The organism is Bradyrhizobium sp. CCGUVB14 (genome assembly GCF_024199935.1).
Taxonomy (GTDB): domain Bacteria; phylum Pseudomonadota; class Alphaproteobacteria; order Rhizobiales; family Xanthobacteraceae; genus Bradyrhizobium.
The window spans coordinates 298,431-314,008 of record NZ_JANADS010000001.1 but is presented as its reverse complement, the minus strand read 5'-3'; the positions used below and the strand labels follow the sequence as shown (position 1 = coordinate 314,008).

Here is a 15,578-nt window from a genome sequence, read left to right as displayed (position 1 = left end):
AAAGTGACGTCAGGGAGAACGATTTTGACCCGCACAGCCCCGCAATTCCTGTTCGATTTCGGCAGCCCGAACGCCTATCTCAGCCATCTGGCGATCCCGGCGATCGAAAGCCGCATCGGCGTCAAATTCGAGTATGTGCCGATCCTGCTCGGCGGCATTTTCAAGTCGACCAACAACAAGTCGCCGGCCGAGACGCTCGCCGGCGTCAAGAACAAGCGCGAATTCCAGCAGGTCGAGACCGAGCGCTTCCTCAGGCGATTCAAGGTCCAGCCTTACGTCTTCAATCCCAACTTTCCCGTCAACACGCTGAACCTGATGCGCACCGCGATCGCGGCACAGCTCGAAGGCGTGTTCGAGAAGTACGTTGACGCGGCCTTCCACCACATGTGGCGCGAGCCGAAGAAGATGGACGATCCCGAAGTCGCGGCGAAGGCGCTGGCGTCCTCGGGCCTCGATGCCCAAAGACTGTTCGCGCGCGCCCAGGAGCCCGAGGTGAAAGGCAAGCTGATCAAGAATACCGAGGAAGCGGTCGCGCGCGGCGCGTTCGGCTCGCCGACCTTCTTCGTCGGCAACGAGATGTTCTTCGGCAAGGAGCAGCTGCGCGAGGTCGAGGAGATGGTGCTGGAGACGTAGTCTCCGCATCTCCGGCGACAGAATGTGATCGCGGCACCATTCTGGATTGCTTCGCTTCGCGGGCAAGGGCGATTATAGATAGACCGCCAATAGCAACAATAAGGACTTTCCCATGCGTATCCTCGTGGTCGGCGCCGGCGCCATCGGCGGCTATTTTGGTGGCAGGCTGTTGCAGGCCGGCCGCGACGTCACCTTCCTGGTCCGCCCCAAGCGCGCCAACGAGCTCGCGAGCGACGGCCTCGTCATCAAGAGCCCGAATGGCGACGTGACCTTGAAGAACCCGCCGACCGTGCAGGCCGACGCGCTCAAGGAAAAATTCGACGTCGTTCTGCTGAGCTGCAAGGCGTTCGACCTCGACGATGCCATCAAGTCATTCGCGGCCGCAGTCGGTCCGAATACCGCGATCATTCCCATGCTCAACGGCATGAAGCATCTCGACACGCTCGATGCCAAGTTCGGCAAGGAACGCGTGCTCGGCGGTCTCTGCGCCATTGCCGCGACATTGAACGAGAAGCGCGAAGTGGTGCAGCTGCAGCCGATGCAGGCGATCAGCTACGGTGAGCGCGATGGCAAGCCGTCGGACCGCGTCAAGGCGATCGACGAAGCCTTCAAGAGCGGCATTGTCGGCGCCACCGCGAGCCAGAACATCATGCAGGACATGTGGGAGAAGTGGGTGTTCCTGTCGTCGCTCGCAGCTTCCACCAGCCTGATGCGCACCTCCGTCGGCAACATCCTCGCCGCGCCCGGCGGTCGCGACTTTTTGCTCGGCATGCTCGACGAAACCAGCTCGATCGCCACTGCGTCGGGCTACACACCGGGCGGACCATTCTTCGAGCGCGTGAAGGGCAATCTCACCACCGAGGGCTCGCCGATGACGGCCTCGATGTTCCGCGACATCAAGGGAGGCTTTCCGGTCGAGGCCGACCACGTGATCGGCGACCTCATCGCACGCGCAGATGCCGCCAAGGTCCCGGTGCCGAAGCTGCGAATCGCGTACACGCATCTGAAGGCGTATGAGAAGCAGCGGGCGGAGTAGTTTACCAACCGCACACTCCGTGGTCGTCCCGGCGAAAGCCGGGACCCGTAACCACAGGGTGCGGTTTGGCGAAGACCGATAGTTGTTCAGCTTTCCGCGGTACTCATACTTCCAATCTCGGATGGATCACGCGGTATGGGTCCCGGCCTACGCCGGGACGACAGCTGGACTTGTCGCAACAGCACCGCAGCGCTATTTGAAATACGCGAGATAGTGCGAGACCGCGGTGATTTCCTCTTCGCTCATGTGATAGGCGACGTCGGCCATCGCGGCGCCGCCGCCGCCGACGCGCTGGCTGCTCTTGTAGTCTTGCAGCGCCTTGACGAGATATTCCTCGCGCTGACCCGCAAGCCGCGCGACGGCCTTGGTGCCGGCAAAGCTGTCCGTGTGACATGAGGCGCAGCGGCGCCCGACCGCGACCTGCGCGCCCTTCTTCGAGAGGTCCGGATCCTTGTCTTCCGCCGGCTTCGGCGGCGTCATCGCCGCGAAATAGGCGCCGAGGCTGCGGATATCCTCGTTGGTGATCTCCTGGGCGATCGGCTGCATCTGCTCGTTCTTGCGCGAGCCGGCGCGGAAGAACACGAGCTGCCATTGCAGGAATTGATCGGGCTGACCGGCCAGCGAGGGAATGTTCTCGGTCTGCGAGATGCCGTTCTCGCCGTGGCAGCCGGAGCAGACAGCAGCCTTCTCCTGGACCGCGGTATTGTCGGCGGCGCTTGCAGAGAGGGCGCCGAGCGTGAGGAGCGCAGCCGCGCTGATTGCGTGCGAGATGATCTGCCGGCGCATGATGGAATTCCGATCCGTCGACTGCGTCATTCCGGGGCGCGCGAAGCTCGCGCCCGGAATCCATAACCCCCAGTCGAGGGTATGAGTTCCGGAGTTGCGCTGGCACGCATTCCGGAACGACATCGAAGTTGAAATGAAAGAGGCTGCGGCGCCTCTCGGCCACCGCAGCCTCGTGTCGTCGTGCGCTACTTCTTGCTGTAGCTGATGCGATAGATCGCGCCGGCCCAATCGTCGGCGACGAGGATCGAACCGTCCTTGGCGAGGATGATGTCATCGGGGCGGCCGAGATAGCCCTGGTCACCCTCGATCCAGCCGGAGGCGAACACCTCCTTCTTGGCATTCTTGCCGTCGGGTCCGACAATCACGCGCGTGATGTTGCCGCCCTGGTACTTGTGACGATTCCAGGAGCCGTGCTCGGCGATAAAGATGTTGTTCTTGTATTCGGCGGGGAACTGGTCGCCGGTATAGAACTTCATGCCGAGCGGAGCGACGTGGGCGCCGAGATTCAGCACGGGCGGCGTGAACTCGGAGCATTTGTGGCCCATGGCAAACTTCGGATCGGGAAGGTCGCCCTGGTGGCAGTAGGGATAGCCGAAGTGCTCGCCCATCTTCGAAACCATGTTCAGCTTGTCTGACGGCAGATCGTCGCTGACCCAATCACGGGCGTTCTCGGTGAACCAGTATTTTCCGGTGCGCGGATCGACGTCGCCGCCGACCGAGTTGCGGACGCCGAGCGCCACGATTTCGGCGTTGCCGGTCTTGGGATCGACGCGCCGGATCTGCGAGACGCTGGTCGGGGGAATGCCGACGTTGAAGGGAGGTCCGAACGGAATGTAGAACCAGCCGTCCTTGTCGGCCGCGAGATACTTCCAGCCATGCGCGGCGTAGGACGGCATGTCGTCATAGACGACCTTGCCCTCGCCGGGATTGTCGAGCTTGTTCTCGATGTCGTCGTAGCGGATCAGCTTGTCGACCGCGATGACGTAGAGCGCACCGTCCTTGACGGCCAGACCCGTGGGCATGTTCAGCCCTTTGAGGATAGTCTTGACCTCTTTCTTCCCGCCATTGTCCTTGATGGCATAGACGTTGCCGAGGCCGAACGAGCCGACGAACAGCGTGCCCTTGTCACCCCAGGCCATCTGCCGCGCGGCCAGCACGCCGGAGGCGTAGACCTCCATCTTGAAGCCCGCCGGCAGCTTCACCTTCTTGATGATGTTGGCGAGCTCGGCATCGGAGGCGCCGGTCGGCGGGCCCGAGGGCGGCGCGAGGCCCTTCTGCGCCTCGGTCTCGTCGCCGAGGAACCAGTCATCCGGCGGATGGGTCCAGAATTCCTTGGTGCCGGATTCGTACTTCTTCAGGGCCCGGCCCTTGTCTTGTTGTGCATTGACAACGCTGGTCCCGGCAAGAAGGGCAACCGCTGCAAGCGCCAACACGGATCGATGGATGATCGATTTCATCGCGTCACTCCCCTAAGGCAGCCGTCAGGGCTGCACGTTATTTTGTTCTGATAGTTCGAGAGGCGAAGTTTGGAGTCTGTCGAGGTGGCAGACGCAAAAAGGTTAGCACATCTGCGAACGGTGAAAAGCGCGTCACGTGCACTGCAGTTGCGCTCAATAAAAATTGAGACGGATCTTCCATTCGAACGCACGAGATAGCGACATTGCTCTCGCTGCAACGCGGAATCGCAATGACGTGCGCCTCATTTGCAGGCAGCAGAATGGTCGACCAATCCAGAACCGCGAAAACAACCCCATGCACAGTAGAACGGTCGAGACCGGACGATGCGCGGTGACACTGGCCACGCAGCTGAAACATCGTGCGATTTGACAAAAGCGGCGACTGTTTGGCGGAGGGACAGGTTCGTCGTCAAATTGCGCGTCGTGATCCCCTTTCCCGGCCTGCGCCGCACGAGCTGCATGCGGGCACCACGCAGTGAAGCCGTTCACATTCGGCATCGATGATCCCTGCTAGCCTTGCCGCAGGGCTGCGTTTGACTTTCGGAGTTTCCAACCAACTCGCGTTTTAGTAGCTTGAGAAGGTAACACTTCCCTTCGTTGCACCCGATCGACTGGGAATTGAGAGGTCTGATCCCCTTCCTGCCTGGACGATGAGAATGTCGGATTCAGGAGATCTGCTGGAATCATGTCTCACCGGGGGTGGAGAGATGGGCGCTGCCATGCGCCAATTCGATTGGTCCAGCACCAGGCTCGGCACGCCTGATCGCTGGCCAGAACCTCTGCGGATCTTTTTGAAAGTCCTTCTGACGACCAATCACCCGATGCTGGTCTGGTGGGGACCGGACCTGATCCAGTTCTACAACGACGCCTTCTCCGCGATCGCAGCGAACGCACTCCAAAAGCCGGCGCTCGGGACATCCGGACGCTCCTATTGGCGGGCTCTTTGGTCGGTTATCGGTCCTGACGTCGAGCACGTCATGAGCGGCAAAGGCGGCGTTTGGCGAGAACATCGATTGATGCCGGCGGACCTCGCCGGGTCACAGCAGCACTACTGGACCTACAGTTTCAGCCCGATCGAGCAGGGAGACACTGTCCAGGGCGTGCTGGTTGTCTGCCGCGATGAGACCCAGGAATATCGGGCGACGCTGGCCCTGTTGGCACGCGAGGCGGAGTTGGCTCGCGTTCAGCAGATCGGAAAGATCGGTGGCCTTGAGGTCAATCTCACCGCCGGCTTCCGCAATCGTCGCTCGCCCGAATACCTCGCCATCCACGGCCTGCCGCCGGAAGCCGCCACCGAAACCCACGAAGATTGGGTGAGGCGCATCCATCCGGAGGACCGATCCAGGGCCGAAGGCACGTTTCTCGACGCCATCAACGGCGACGTCGAGGGCTACTCGATACAGTACAGGATCATTCGGCCCTGTGACGGCGAGACGCGGTGGATTCTCGCGAAGACGGAGATCGAACGCGACGACAACGGAAAGGCCGTCCGCCTGGTCGGCGCTCACGCCGATGTCACGGATCAGGTGCTTGCCGAGCAAGCGCTTCGCCAAAGCGAGGAAAAGTACAAGAAGCTGGCGCAGGAGCTCTCCCAATCACTCGAAAAATTGCGCGCCACGCAGGACCGGCTCATTCAAGCGGAGAAGCTGGCATCACTCGGCCAGCTGACTGCCGGCATCGCGCACGAGATCAAAAATCCGCTGAACTTCGTCAACAATTTCGCCCGGCTATCGAGCGACCGGGTAGCGGAGCTGATGGCCGTTCTCGGCGACGCCACGACGGCGTCGAAGACGGTCGTCGATATCAATCGCCTGACGATCACCATCCAGAACAATCTCGCGAAGATCGTCCAGCACGGCAAACGCGCCGACAGCATCGTCAACAACATGCTGATGCACTCGCGCTCCGGATCGGGTGATCATCGCCCCATCGAGATCAACGGCCTCCTGGATGAGACGCTCAATCTGGCGTTCCATGGTGCACGGGCGCAACGACCAGGCTTCAGCGTGAAGCTGCAGCGCGAGCTCGACGATGACGCCGGGAAACTCGACCTCTACCCGCAAGAGATTTCGCGCGTCTTCCTCAACCTGATCTCCAACGGCTTTTACGCCGCAACACACCGTCGGACTGACAGCTCGGGAAAAGACTTTGAGCCGATGCTGAGCGTCAAGACCGTCAATCTGGGCGATTCAGTCGAGGTACGAATCCGCGACAACGGCGACGGCATCTCGCCGCTGATCCGGGACAAGATCTTCGATCCCTTTTTCACGACCAAGCCCGCAGGCGAAGGGACCGGCCTCGGCCTGTCCATCTCGCATGACGTGGTGGTGAAGCAACACGGCGGCACCATCGATGTCGAGACGGAGCCGGGCGACTTCTGTGAGTTCATCGTACGCCTGCCCCGCGGAAAGCTTGAATAAGCTCGGATTGGAATTGCCATGACCGCAACAGTTCTTGTTGTCGATGATGAGCCCGATCTGAAGGATGTCATCCTTCAGCATTTCGAGCGGCAGATCGGCGATGGACAGATCAGCTTCCTTTTCGCCCATGACGGGTTGGAGGCGCTGCAGTCCGTGCAGGGAAATCCGCAAATCGAGGTCGTGCTGCTGGACCTGAACATGCCCCGGCTGGACGGCCTGTCCACGCTGCAGAAACTGCAGCAGGCGGACGACATGAAATCGACGATCATCGTTTCGGCCTATGGCGACATGGAGAATATCCGCGGTGCGATGAACCGTGGGGCCTTCGACTTCGTGACCAAGCCGATCGACCTCGAAGACCTGGAGCTGACGCTCAAAAAGACAATACGTCACGTCGGCATGATGCGCGATATTCGAAGGCGTCAATTGGAAGCCGAGCGCGCCCACACGTCCCTTTCACGCTATTTTTCTCCCGAGCTTGCCACACGCCTGGCCCGCGGCTCGGAAAGCGACGGCATGAATGCGCACTCGCGCGAGATCGGCGTGATCTTCACCGACATCACCGGCTTTCTGACTCTCGTCGAGAAGATGCCGCCATCGATTCTGGGCGACTTGCTGAACGAGTACATGTTCGGCATGACCGAGATCGTCTTCAACTATGAGGGCACGGTCGCGAAGGTGGTCGGTGACGCGATCCAGGTCTTGTTCAACGCGCCGGCCGACCAGGCGGACTACGCAACGCGCGCCATTTCCTGCGCGCATGCACTCGATGGCTGGGCCGAGAATTTCAGGTTGCGCTGGAAGCAAAGGGACGTCGATTTCGGCTCGACCCGCATCGGCGTACATGCCGGCACGGCGCTCGTTGGCAATTTCGGAGGAGAAAGGTTCTTCGACTACACCGCTCACGGGGACACCATGAACACGGTTGCGCGGCTGGAGGCTGCGAACAAGTTCCTGGGAACCAGGATTTGCGCAAGCGGCGCCGTCGCCGGCCGGGCGGACCGATTCCATGGCCGGCCGATCGGCGAGTTGATGCTGCGCGGCAGGAGCGAGCCCATCCAGGCTTTCGAGCCGATGTCGGCCGCGGACTTCGCGACCGAGAACACCGCCGGCTATCTCAAAGCCTATGCCAAGCTGGAGGGAAAAGAGTCGGATGCCCTGCCGGCCTTCGCGGCGCTGGTCGCAAACAACGCGGGCGACCGTCTGGCCGGATATCACTTGAGGCGCCTGCTGAACGGAGCCGGCGGTGTGCAGATCCGTTTGGAGTGACGGCCAGAGCTACCCGGCAACGGGATACGGCCCGTCGTCAAACTGCCTGTCGTGATAGCCCTTCGATCCCACCTCACGCGCCAGGGAGCTGCGGACATCGGAGCCATCGCGCAGGCTGCGCAGCACATGGGCAAAATCGAACTCCGGATGCCAACCCAGCTCGCGCCGCGCGCGGTTGTTCACGTAGACGCGGTCGATCTCGGGGAATAGCCGCCAGCCGCGCGTCGCATAAAGCCGGGCGCAATCCGGGTAGAGCTCGCGCACGACACCGGCCGCGTCACGGGCGAGGGCCGCAAGATGGTGCCGTCCAAACGGGGTTGTCGCCGACACGATATAGCGGGCGAACCCGATCTCCGGTACTCGCGCTACGGCCAGCAGATGGGCGCTGACCGCGTCCGCTATGTCCAGCCGGCGATAGAGCAGCTCGTTGGCTTGCGCGTTGTCCAGCGGGTAGGCCGACCGCATCGCGGGATCATCATCGTCCTCCGGAAAGAACCGTGAGGTCCGCAACACCACGACCGGCAAGCCGCTCTCGCGAAAGAACAGCTCGCACAGATTTTCCGCCATCAGTTTTGTGGTGCCGTAGATGTTCTTCGGCACCGACGGCAGCTCCTCGGTGACCCACACCGCCGCCTGCCCGGCCTCGGGCCGGAGCTGCGAACCGAACGCGCTGGTCGTGCTGGTGAAAACAAAACTCGTCACGCCGGCGGCGACCGCCGCCTCGAGCAGATTGAGCGTGCCGGTGACGTTGGTGTCGACAAAGGCCTGCTTGCTGTGGGTCGCCACATGCGGCTTGTGCAGCGTCGCGGTGTGGATGACGGCGGAGACACCGTCCATCTGCGCCCGGACGAAGCCGGGATCGACGATCGAGCCGACGGCATCGGTGAAAGGCGATGCTTTCAGATCGAGCCCGCGCGCCGACGACCCGCGATGCCGGAGCGTCCGAAGAATGGCCTCGCCGAGGTGGCCGGCACTGCCGGTGACCAGGATTGTCATGAGGGACCCAAGCCAGCCGCCAGCGGCGTGGAAAACCACGGCCCGACCCGGTTTGGCTGGATGCGCTGGGAAAAATTGGAGCGGGCGAAGCGCCCTAAGGTCAGAGCACCGTAGACAAATTCTTCCATAGACTCAAGCATTTAATAAGCCCGCGATGGTAGCGACGTTCAAAATGTTGGACGCTTTGTTAGACGGATTGTTGGCCGCTCAGCGCTTACGCCTCGCGCTGCCAACGTCGCAACGATATGCGGCGGCGGTTCTGTTCCATCACTACTTCGCCCATGCCTGATCCGCCGATCCAGTAATTGAAATCGACCGTATTCTTGTTGCGGTCATGGTCGTCAAACATCTCAAAGCCGCTCGTCAGGAAGTCGGACCAGCTTGAATCCGGGAAATGGTGCCATTCGCCATGATGCCAAAAGTTTGCAACGCCGCATAATAAGGTGCGCTCAAACTCATGGATGCACCAGAAGGGCTTCATGCCGACGACGTCGCCGTCTGGCAACCAGGTGCTGGCCGCCTTCAAACGCCGCTTGGGATCGGTAGTCTTGCCGATCTTCAGAAGGTCCCCGTTACGCAGGATATAGAGCCAGCCGGGGTCGATCTGCGGAAAACGGGTCCAGCCCGGCATGGGAGAATTGGCAATCGAGAAGTCGTGCGGCTGGGCAATCATGGCCCGGATGATAGGCTGATTCGATCGGGAACCGGCTGCTCGTTCGACCCGCTTTTCTTCAAAAGCGGGTTTGCACCGCAAACCCGATGGAAAGCCCTCTTGCGGGGTGAGGCGGTCAAGGCCGGAAAGCGCCTTCGCTTTCCGCTCGCCGAAGGGCCTTGACGGCCAAAGGGGTGCGACCCCTCACTGGCTCAGTCAAGTGTGCGCAGGAGACCGGATGCCTGAACTGGACCTTGTAAAGCTGGCAGAGGGGCGCAAAGCGCTCGAAGCTTGGCAGACACCCGAACAATTCATCGCCAAGGTCGACGAGATCGCCGAAGGCGTCGATAGCGAAGCCCTCTTCAACCGTGTGGAAACGCAATTTCTGCGCGATGCGATGACGCTTGCTACATTCATTCAGTACCGAGCCACCGAAGGTGTTCGGTTAGCAGCCGAAAAAGACCCGTGGCCGGACGGGCAAATCGGCTCGTCGAAAGCGCCCGTAAATGTCGAAGTTACGGAAGTACTCGAAGAAGGTCGAAAGAGAGGAGACGAGTACAAGAACGATGGCAAGGCTGTGGATGGCGACGCTGAGGATTGGCGTCGCCGCGCGCTCGACATCCCTGTTCAACTGGAAAAAGCAATCAAGCGAAAAAAGAACAAGGGCTATGGCAAGCAGTGCAAGCTCGTCATCTATGTCAACATGAGTAATTACGGAGTGCTCCAAAAGGAGACTGAAGCCAAGATCGCCAAAATCAAAGAAAAGTATGCCAATGACTTCCAGGAAATCTGCGTGCTTTGGCAGGAAAAGCTTTTGTAGCGACGGGACCGTCACCCGCAGGGCCGATGTGTCCGGACTATGCTGACGAATTTCGCTTCATGGGAGAGATCGGTCCGAAGGGGCTCGAATTTCCCGAAAGGCCTTCGCTCTCAAGACCATCCCGGCGCAACCTTGACCCACAGTGATCGCGATGATCTCGACATGGGCATAGTCAATTCAGGTACGAGCCGTTATCCGCTGCATTCGCAAAGAACTACTTGTCAGACGCCAAAAAGGCTCAGCTTTCCTATGCCGAGCTTTGGCCGCCCTTGCGCTTGAGTTCCTGTGCCTCGTATTGCGCCTTGACCGTTGGATCGGTTGTATCGCCTGCGACGGTGTCGGCTTCGCTGCCATCCAAACCGGGGGCGGCCTTTATGGCACTCGCAATATCCTTCATCTGCGAGCCCTTGCGGATGAAGGGCTTCAGATACGCATCCAGCTTGCCCTTGCCCGGCGCTTCGAGTTCTTCCGTCAAAGCGGCGAGGTATTTGTCCTTATCCGTCGCCGCCCAGTCGACGCCGATACCCGCACGACGCGCAAGCTCGGCATGAATGAGCATGATGGTGCGGCCATTGCCATCGAGGAACGGGTGGCCATAAGCGAGATACCCCATGACTTCGCCGGGCTTCTCCGCCATGAAGGCTTTGTCTTGCCCCTTCTCCAGCGCGTAGTCTATCGGTCTGCGAATGTCGTCGGGATGAGCGAAGAAGGTCGCGCCTTTTTTCACGTGGATGTCGGACGCGTTTGTGTGTCGATCTTCTCCAGCCCATGGGAACACGGCCCCGAAGAGCGTCTCGTGCGTTTTTAGAACGTCGTCGTAGCTCAGCGAAGGCTGCGCCTTGAGATGATCCAAGGCCGCGTCGATGCCGGTCAAGAAGGAATTGTGCAGGAGGCGTTGAACGATTTCGGGGTCCTTGGCCTTCGCGACGTTGCGCAAGTAGCCGCGCGTCGCGAAATCCCCGAATGGATCAAACGTCACGGACGGCTTTCGCGAAGATAGCGCGCCTGAAGGCGCACGGCCTGGACGCGATCCAAAATTCCGGCGCGCTGAAGCGCCACGATGGTATTCTCGATGGGATCGAAATTCACGTCGTCGCCGGACAGCCGCGTCACGTGATGGGCAAAGACATCGTTCGATGTCACGACCACCGCCACGTTGTTAGCGGTCGCCAACCGCTGGATTACACCAGCAGTATAGTGGGGCTTGGTCGCGGAACGTTGGGCGGACATGGATTCTCCTTCCCCCCAATATAGTACATCAGAGGCTGAAAATCCATTAAGTTGCAGGCCTGTAGAGGCTTCAAGGGGCCTGTAAGCCCCTGAAAAATCCTCAAAATTCCTGCCCGCCTTTTCAACGAAGCGAAGCCTTCTGAATGGCTGAAACACACCATAAGAAGGTCCACCTGAGGCAGGGGGGTTGGCCCGCCCCCTATAATGGTACTGGCGTGCAATCTCTGCTATGGGGAGGAATGGTGATCGAGGCCCATACAGTTGCGATCTGTAATGACGCGAACGTTGATGGCGAGCAGTTGCCGCTCCTCGAAGCGCTTCAAACTTTTGCGAAGTCTCGCGCGACAAAACTCCTGATCCGGCGCGGAAAAGAAAGCAATGTTGAGTGCGCGCTCCGTGTACCGTTTTTGCGGGAGGGCAATGTGCGCCCGGATGAGTTGGGCCGCGCCATACGAAAGGTCTGGCGTGCGGCCATCGATGCCGCTGAGCCCGGAAACAAGTTCGTTATCGAGTTTCGCGCTAGATCGGATTCTCAACTTGTCGTGCAGGCCGAACGAAGCGGTTAAGCGCTGACGAATCTGCCCTGCTTTCGAACAAATCCCAGATCATGCTTGATAAGACGCGTCAGGCCGCCCGTTGTATAGTCCGCGCCGAAACTCTGGCGGATCAAAGCCCAAAGCTCACGATTGGAGAGCCAGGGATTTGCCCGGATGAAGGTGACAAGCTCGGCTTTCTGAGCTTTCGAGAGCAATGTCTTCCGACCAAGATGAACTGGCCGCCGCAAGGCTTCGACGCCGCCTTCACGAAACGCGCCTAGCCAGCGTTGGATGGTCTTGTCCGACCCACCGACGAGGAGCCCTGTGGCGTGCGGGCTCTCACCTTCGGCCAGAAGAGCGATAGCGAGCAGGGCTCGCCTGACCTGTGTATTCCGTTCGCGCGTCGCCAGATGACGTAGCTCCGAACTGTCCGCATCAATGCAGGGCTGCCGCACGGGAATGTGCTGTTGCAGGCCAGCTACTCCCTCTTTGCGAAGCCTCCTCAGCCACCCGAACACGCTGGTGGGCGTTACATGCATTGCCTCAGCCACGGCCACCGGCCTTTCGCCCTGAAGAATGCGGGACATGGCCTGCAACCGAAGCCGTGCAGAAGCATCAAGCTCACTGCTCAATGCGGATTGGACGCACTTGATAAGATTGTCGCGCTCGGCATCAGGCAAGCGGAGCCTCGACGCGCGGCCCGAGCTGCGGCGCATCAGGGTTTGCCACCCAGACCGGCGCGCAGTACGCAGCCACAGCGCTACGGCCTTGGTTGTCGTCTCAACAAGACTTGCTGCTTCGGCCTGGGATGCACCCGAGAGCACTGCACGCAAGCCGATAAGGCGCTTGCGAACATGGGGACGGGTTTCAGCCACGAGCGCGGCTTGAAGGTCTTCAATGGCGACCGAAGGCAGAATTGCTTTGCGGCCACGTCTTTTTAGCTTTTTCTTAACCACAACCTACGGGTTATACCCGGACAAATTAAAGGCTAGGTTAATAATTCCCTGTATTCTGGTGAGCGTATTGCGACGTCCTGCGTTTTGCGGGCGAAGACATTTGAGACGAACTTATTTTTGAAGTGATTTTCCATGGCGCAAACGCCATCAACACCGCTGCATGAATCTGGCGACGAGAACGTCCGCCGCACGGAAACCTATATCGGTGGCCTCATACAGGCACGTGCGAAAGAACTTAACCTCAACATCGGCGATGGCGGGCTCCGTGAAATCACCACGCAGATCAGGGGCCGATTGACGCCCGCCCAGATCAACGGAAGCGCCAGTATCAATGTTGGCGACGTTTCAGGTGCCATTGATGCCGAGCTTCGCAAGCAAACCGATGCTGGCAAACCCGCCAATATTTATGCTGCGGGCAAGGCAACCGACAACACGGGTTACGCATTGCCAGAGAAGCCATTCAGCCTCATGTCAAACCGAGGCGGCAATCAGTTCGGCGCGCTGAACGACAGAAGCAGCTCGGATGGCGGAAATACCATCACGCCGCAAGGGCTGACACCGATACAAAAAGACGCTTTCAATATGGCGGACAAGCTCGGCCTTGATTGGGCGAAGAACAATCCTGACTTGTTGCGTCTTGGTCCGTCGGCGATCAAAGCTTTGGCGGATGTGAATTTCAAGGCCGAGAGCTTCAACAAGCTGAAGGAAGTTGAGTTCGCGGCAGGCGATGTAGTGACTCTTGCCCGCTTTGCCAAGAAAACCAACCGCGATGCAAACGATCTTGCCGACCACGTCGCGCATGGAAACAAGTCTCTCGCGACCGATGAGACCGGAAAGGTCAACACGCAGGTCTTGAAAAACCTTCGCGATGCGGAAATGAACTACATGGCCAACCCGGAGAGCCCGGCCGCTAAAGAGGGTGTGACAAAGGCCGTAGCAAAGGCAGCGGGCACCGATCCGAAGAAGCAGGAAGAAGGCCGCAAGCTTGAAGAAGCCTTGGGCACGCAGAAGAAGCTCGAGAAGAGATCAGAGCTAAAGAGAGACGATAGCACGAAACTTAGAGATGATGCGGTTCTGGATTTGAATGCTCCCATCGTCGTTGCTTCGGCTACACCAACCGACAAGCCTAAGGAAGATAAGCCCAAGGAAGGCAAGCCAGAGGAAACGAACGCCAAGGCGAAAGACAGTAAGCTAGCATCGAACGAAAAGCCCGCAGCTGATGCAAAGGCGAAAGCTGGCGCAAAACCAAGCGCGCCAAAAATGGGCTGATAAAGTTTATTGAATTACGACGCCAGTAGGCTTCGCATCGGCCTTGCGTCCGAAACCAAGGCCCCGCGCAACGGTGCAGACGTTTGCATTAGTCACCTTGCCACCGGCAGCATCGAGCATCTTCTGCTGGGTGAACAAGCTATTCACGATTCCGGCTTTCAGAAACTTTGCGCACTCTGTTTGCGTGTCAGCTTCTGCAGCACGTGCTTCGTTGGCTTTCGTGCGCAGTTGTGATTGTTCGATTTCGCAGCGAACGCCGCGTTCCGTACCGGCAAAGGGAGCGCATACCGGGCTAAAATTCGTGGCCGTCGCTTGCTGCGCGTTGGCAGGAAAGCTTGCCAGCACCGAAGCACTTGCAATCGCAGCGGCGGCGGTTACGGCAAAGGCGGTGTTGCGGAAAGTTTTTGTAGGTCGGTAAAGCATGGGCAATTCCTAAGTATTACCATACCACAAACCCGCCTAAGCCCTTATAGTTACTTTACTTTCAGAGTAATCAAACTGGGCATATCCTTGCCCCTTCCTCTTTTCCCGTGTAAAAGAGGGGTTATCTGCGCTCTTAATGCTTAATGCCGTGCCACGCCACCGACCAAGTAATTGAATCTAATCGCAAAGCTGCTTGCAGCACTTTGCCCAGTAACCTTGCACGACCTTCAATTAGACTTGCAGGCGACTTCGGCGAGCGACAAAGCCTCTATTCCGAAAGCGGCGAGCGCAAATATCTCAACCGCGTTGAACGGCTCCGCTTCCTTCGCGTGATCGAAGGCTTTGAAACCCCGCGCGCATTGTTCTGCTTGGTTCTCACGTTTACCGGCGCGCGTTTGAGCGAGGTGCTTGCACTCAGCGCCCGATCCTTCGATCTCGACATGAGCACGGTTTGCATCGTCACCCTGAAGCGCCGCAAACACAGTGTGCGCGAGGTGCCAATCCCGCGATGGCTGACAGCGCGGCTAGCCCGGCACTTCATGCTGCGCACGTTGCAGCAAGGCGAGGATGCGGGCCGGAAGCTCTGGCCCTGGTGCGCGGTCACAGGATGGCGGATCGTGAAGGCGGGGATGAAACTTGCCGAGATCGTTGGATTGCGTGCTTGTCCCCGTGGCTTGCGCCATGCGTTTGGCGTCATTTCACTGCAAGGCGGAGCCCACCTCAATCTCATTCAGCGCTGGATGGGCCATGCGCGAATGACCACGACTGCGATCTACGCAAGCGTATCGGGCCCCGAGGAATGGTTTTTCGCCGAGAAGGTCTGGCGCTTTGCGAGCGGGGCCGTGCCGCCAGAAGAGAGGCCCCATGCCGCGCTCGCAGCGTGACACCTTCGACCGGATCATTGGTGCGAACATGCGGAGGCTACGCCTCGCACGCGACATGAGCCAAGCCGAGCTTGGGGCGTATCTGCCGGTGACTTCACGGCAGATTCAGAAGTACGAGCGCGCCATTAGCAGAGTGGCCGCTGCCGATCTTGCCCGGCTTGCCTTCGCGCTGAGGTGTCGCCTCGAAGATTTCTTCAAGACGAATTGAAAG

The 15,578-nt window shown here is 59.6% G+C and carries 17 protein-coding genes; 9 read left to right on the top strand and 8 right to left on the bottom strand.

Annotation, left to right across the window (positions count from 1 at the left end; all coding sequences use genetic code 11):
- Nucleotides 1-24: 24 nt before the first annotated feature.
- Nucleotides 25-633 (top strand): 2-hydroxychromene-2-carboxylate isomerase, encoded by a 609-nt coding sequence (locus NLM32_RS01525; RefSeq protein ID WP_254127458.1) that lies wholly within the window; start codon nt 25-27, stop codon nt 631-633.
- A 112-nt stretch (nt 634-745) separates the two neighbouring features.
- Nucleotides 746-1,669, top strand: a complete 924-nt coding sequence (gene panE, locus NLM32_RS01520; RefSeq protein WP_254127457.1) for a 2-dehydropantoate 2-reductase — start codon at nt 746-748, stop codon at nt 1,667-1,669.
- Nucleotides 1,670-1,861: 192 nt separating this feature from the next.
- On the opposite strand, the gene NLM32_RS01515 is transcribed toward panE, so the two are convergent.
- A complete protein-coding gene (locus NLM32_RS01515) occupies nt 1,862-2,455 on the bottom strand; it encodes a c-type cytochrome (protein WP_254127456.1) in 594 nt (197 codons plus the stop codon).
- Nucleotides 2,456-2,640: 185 nt separating this feature from the next.
- Nucleotides 2,641-3,912: a sorbosone dehydrogenase family protein gene (locus tag NLM32_RS01510; RefSeq protein WP_254127455.1), complete on the bottom strand. Its 1,272-nt coding sequence runs from the start codon at nt 3,910-3,912 to the stop codon at nt 2,641-2,643.
- Between the two features lie 719 nt (nt 3,913-4,631).
- Here NLM32_RS01510 and NLM32_RS01500 point away from each other — a divergent pair.
- Both NLM32_RS01500 and NLM32_RS01495 read left to right on the top strand, forming a co-directional pair.
- Nucleotides 4,632-6,332: an ATP-binding protein gene (locus NLM32_RS01500; RefSeq protein WP_309144827.1), complete on the top strand. Its 1,701-nt coding sequence runs from the start codon at nt 4,632-4,634 to the stop codon at nt 6,330-6,332.
- 18 nt (nt 6,333-6,350) lie between these two features.
- A complete protein-coding gene (locus NLM32_RS01495) occupies nt 6,351-7,601 on the top strand; it encodes an adenylate/guanylate cyclase domain-containing response regulator (RefSeq protein ID WP_254127454.1) in 1,251 nt (416 codons plus the stop codon).
- A 9-nt stretch (nt 7,602-7,610) separates the two neighbouring features.
- Here NLM32_RS01495 and NLM32_RS01490 read toward each other — a convergent pair whose 3' ends face one another.
- Both NLM32_RS01490 and NLM32_RS01485 read right to left on the bottom strand, forming a co-directional pair.
- A complete protein-coding gene (locus NLM32_RS01490) occupies nt 7,611-8,597 on the bottom strand; it encodes an NAD(P)-dependent oxidoreductase (protein WP_254127453.1) in 987 nt (328 codons plus the stop codon).
- Between the two features lie 214 nt (nt 8,598-8,811).
- Nucleotides 8,812-9,270 carry a GIY-YIG nuclease family protein gene (locus tag NLM32_RS01485; RefSeq protein WP_254127452.1) on the bottom strand — a complete coding sequence of 153 codons (459 nt, stop codon included), beginning with the start codon at nt 9,268-9,270 and terminating at the stop codon, nt 8,812-8,814.
- A 217-nt stretch (nt 9,271-9,487) separates the two neighbouring features.
- Here NLM32_RS01485 and NLM32_RS01480 point away from each other — a divergent pair, with 217 nt between their 5' ends.
- Complete coding sequence (locus tag NLM32_RS01480) at nt 9,488-10,069, top strand: hypothetical protein (RefSeq protein WP_254127451.1); 582 nt, start codon at nt 9,488-9,490, stop codon at nt 10,067-10,069.
- Between the two features lie 247 nt (nt 10,070-10,316).
- Here the strand turns inward: NLM32_RS01480 and NLM32_RS01475 are convergent, their stop codons facing one another.
- Nucleotides 10,317-11,048 (bottom strand): Fic family protein, encoded by a 732-nt coding sequence (locus tag NLM32_RS01475; RefSeq protein ID WP_254127450.1) that lies wholly within the window; start codon nt 11,046-11,048, stop codon nt 10,317-10,319.
- Nucleotides 11,045-11,299 carry a hypothetical protein gene (locus NLM32_RS01470; RefSeq protein ID WP_254127449.1) on the bottom strand — a complete coding sequence of 85 codons (255 nt, stop codon included), beginning with the start codon at nt 11,297-11,299 and terminating at the stop codon, nt 11,045-11,047. Before NLM32_RS01470 ends, NLM32_RS01475 begins: the two co-directional genes overlap by 4 nt.
- A gap of 239 nt (nt 11,300-11,538) precedes the next feature.
- Here NLM32_RS01470 and NLM32_RS01465 point away from each other — a divergent pair, with 239 nt between their 5' ends.
- Entirely contained in the window at nt 11,539-11,865 is a 327-nt protein-coding gene (locus NLM32_RS01465; RefSeq protein WP_254127448.1) for a hypothetical protein, read from the top strand.
- Here NLM32_RS01465 and NLM32_RS01460 read toward each other — a convergent pair.
- The gene (locus NLM32_RS01460; RefSeq protein ID WP_254127447.1) at nt 11,862-12,791 is read right to left on the bottom strand and encodes a helix-turn-helix domain-containing protein; all 930 of its coding nucleotides are present in this window, start codon (nt 12,789-12,791) and stop codon (nt 11,862-11,864) included. The two genes, NLM32_RS01465 and NLM32_RS01460, sit on opposite strands and share 4 nt — an antisense overlap.
- Before the next feature lie 132 nt (nt 12,792-12,923).
- Between NLM32_RS01460 and NLM32_RS01455 the strand changes: the two genes are divergently transcribed.
- The gene (locus NLM32_RS01455; RefSeq protein WP_254127446.1) at nt 12,924-14,060 is read left to right on the top strand and encodes a hypothetical protein; all 1,137 of its coding nucleotides are present in this window, start codon (nt 12,924-12,926) and stop codon (nt 14,058-14,060) included.
- A 6-nt stretch (nt 14,061-14,066) separates the two neighbouring features.
- On the opposite strand, the gene NLM32_RS01450 is transcribed toward NLM32_RS01455, so the two are convergent.
- Nucleotides 14,067-14,483, bottom strand: a complete 417-nt coding sequence (locus tag NLM32_RS01450) for a hypothetical protein (RefSeq protein WP_254127445.1) — start codon at nt 14,481-14,483, stop codon at nt 14,067-14,069.
- A 143-nt stretch (nt 14,484-14,626) separates the two neighbouring features.
- Between NLM32_RS01450 and NLM32_RS01445 the strand changes: the two genes are divergently transcribed.
- Both NLM32_RS01445 and NLM32_RS01440 read left to right on the top strand, forming a co-directional pair.
- Nucleotides 14,627-15,367 carry a site-specific integrase gene (locus NLM32_RS01445; RefSeq protein ID WP_254127444.1) on the top strand — a complete coding sequence of 247 codons (741 nt, stop codon included), beginning with the start codon at nt 14,627-14,629 and terminating at the stop codon, nt 15,365-15,367.
- Nucleotides 15,348-15,575 (top strand): helix-turn-helix domain-containing protein, encoded by a 228-nt coding sequence (locus tag NLM32_RS01440; protein WP_254127443.1) that lies wholly within the window; start codon nt 15,348-15,350, stop codon nt 15,573-15,575. The genes NLM32_RS01445 and NLM32_RS01440 overlap by 20 nt, the downstream gene beginning before the upstream one ends.
- The last annotated feature ends 3 nt before the right edge of the window (nt 15,576-15,578 follow it).

Bases quoted from the DNA above. Each gene is read 5' to 3' on its own strand.
- NLM32_RS01450 (WP_254127445.1), bottom strand. From the start codon at position 14,483: ATGCTTTACCGACCTACAAAAACTTTCCGCAACACCGCCTTTGCCGTA.
- NLM32_RS01510 (WP_254127455.1), bottom strand. From the start codon at position 3,912: ATGAAATCGATCATCCATCGATCCGTGTTGGCGCTTGCAGCGGTTGCC.
- panE (WP_254127457.1), top strand. From the start codon at position 746: ATGCGTATCCTCGTGGTCGGCGCCGGCGCCATCGGCGGCTATTTTGGT.
- NLM32_RS01485 (WP_254127452.1), bottom strand. From the start codon at position 9,270: ATGATTGCCCAGCCGCACGACTTCTCGATTGCCAATTCTCCCATGCCG.
- NLM32_RS01440 (WP_254127443.1), top strand. From the start codon at position 15,348: ATGCCGCGCTCGCAGCGTGACACCTTCGACCGGATCATTGGTGCGAAC.
- NLM32_RS01445 (WP_254127444.1), top strand. From the start codon at position 14,627: ATGCCGTGCCACGCCACCGACCAAGTAATTGAATCTAATCGCAAAGCT.
- NLM32_RS01455 (WP_254127446.1), top strand. From the start codon at position 12,924: ATGGCGCAAACGCCATCAACACCGCTGCATGAATCTGGCGACGAGAAC.
- NLM32_RS01480 (WP_254127451.1), top strand. From the start codon at position 9,488: ATGCCTGAACTGGACCTTGTAAAGCTGGCAGAGGGGCGCAAAGCGCTC.
- NLM32_RS01490 (WP_254127453.1), bottom strand. From the start codon at position 8,597: ATGACAATCCTGGTCACCGGCAGTGCCGGCCACCTCGGCGAGGCCATT.
- NLM32_RS01465 (WP_254127448.1), top strand. From the start codon at position 11,539: ATGGTGATCGAGGCCCATACAGTTGCGATCTGTAATGACGCGAACGTT.
- NLM32_RS01470 (WP_254127449.1), bottom strand. From the start codon at position 11,299: ATGTCCGCCCAACGTTCCGCGACCAAGCCCCACTATACTGCTGGTGTA.
- NLM32_RS01515 (WP_254127456.1), bottom strand. From the start codon at position 2,455: ATGCGCCGGCAGATCATCTCGCACGCAATCAGCGCGGCTGCGCTCCTC.
- NLM32_RS01500 (WP_309144827.1), top strand. From the start codon at position 4,632: ATGCGCCAATTCGATTGGTCCAGCACCAGGCTCGGCACGCCTGATCGC.
- NLM32_RS01495 (WP_254127454.1), top strand. From the start codon at position 6,351: ATGACCGCAACAGTTCTTGTTGTCGATGATGAGCCCGATCTGAAGGAT.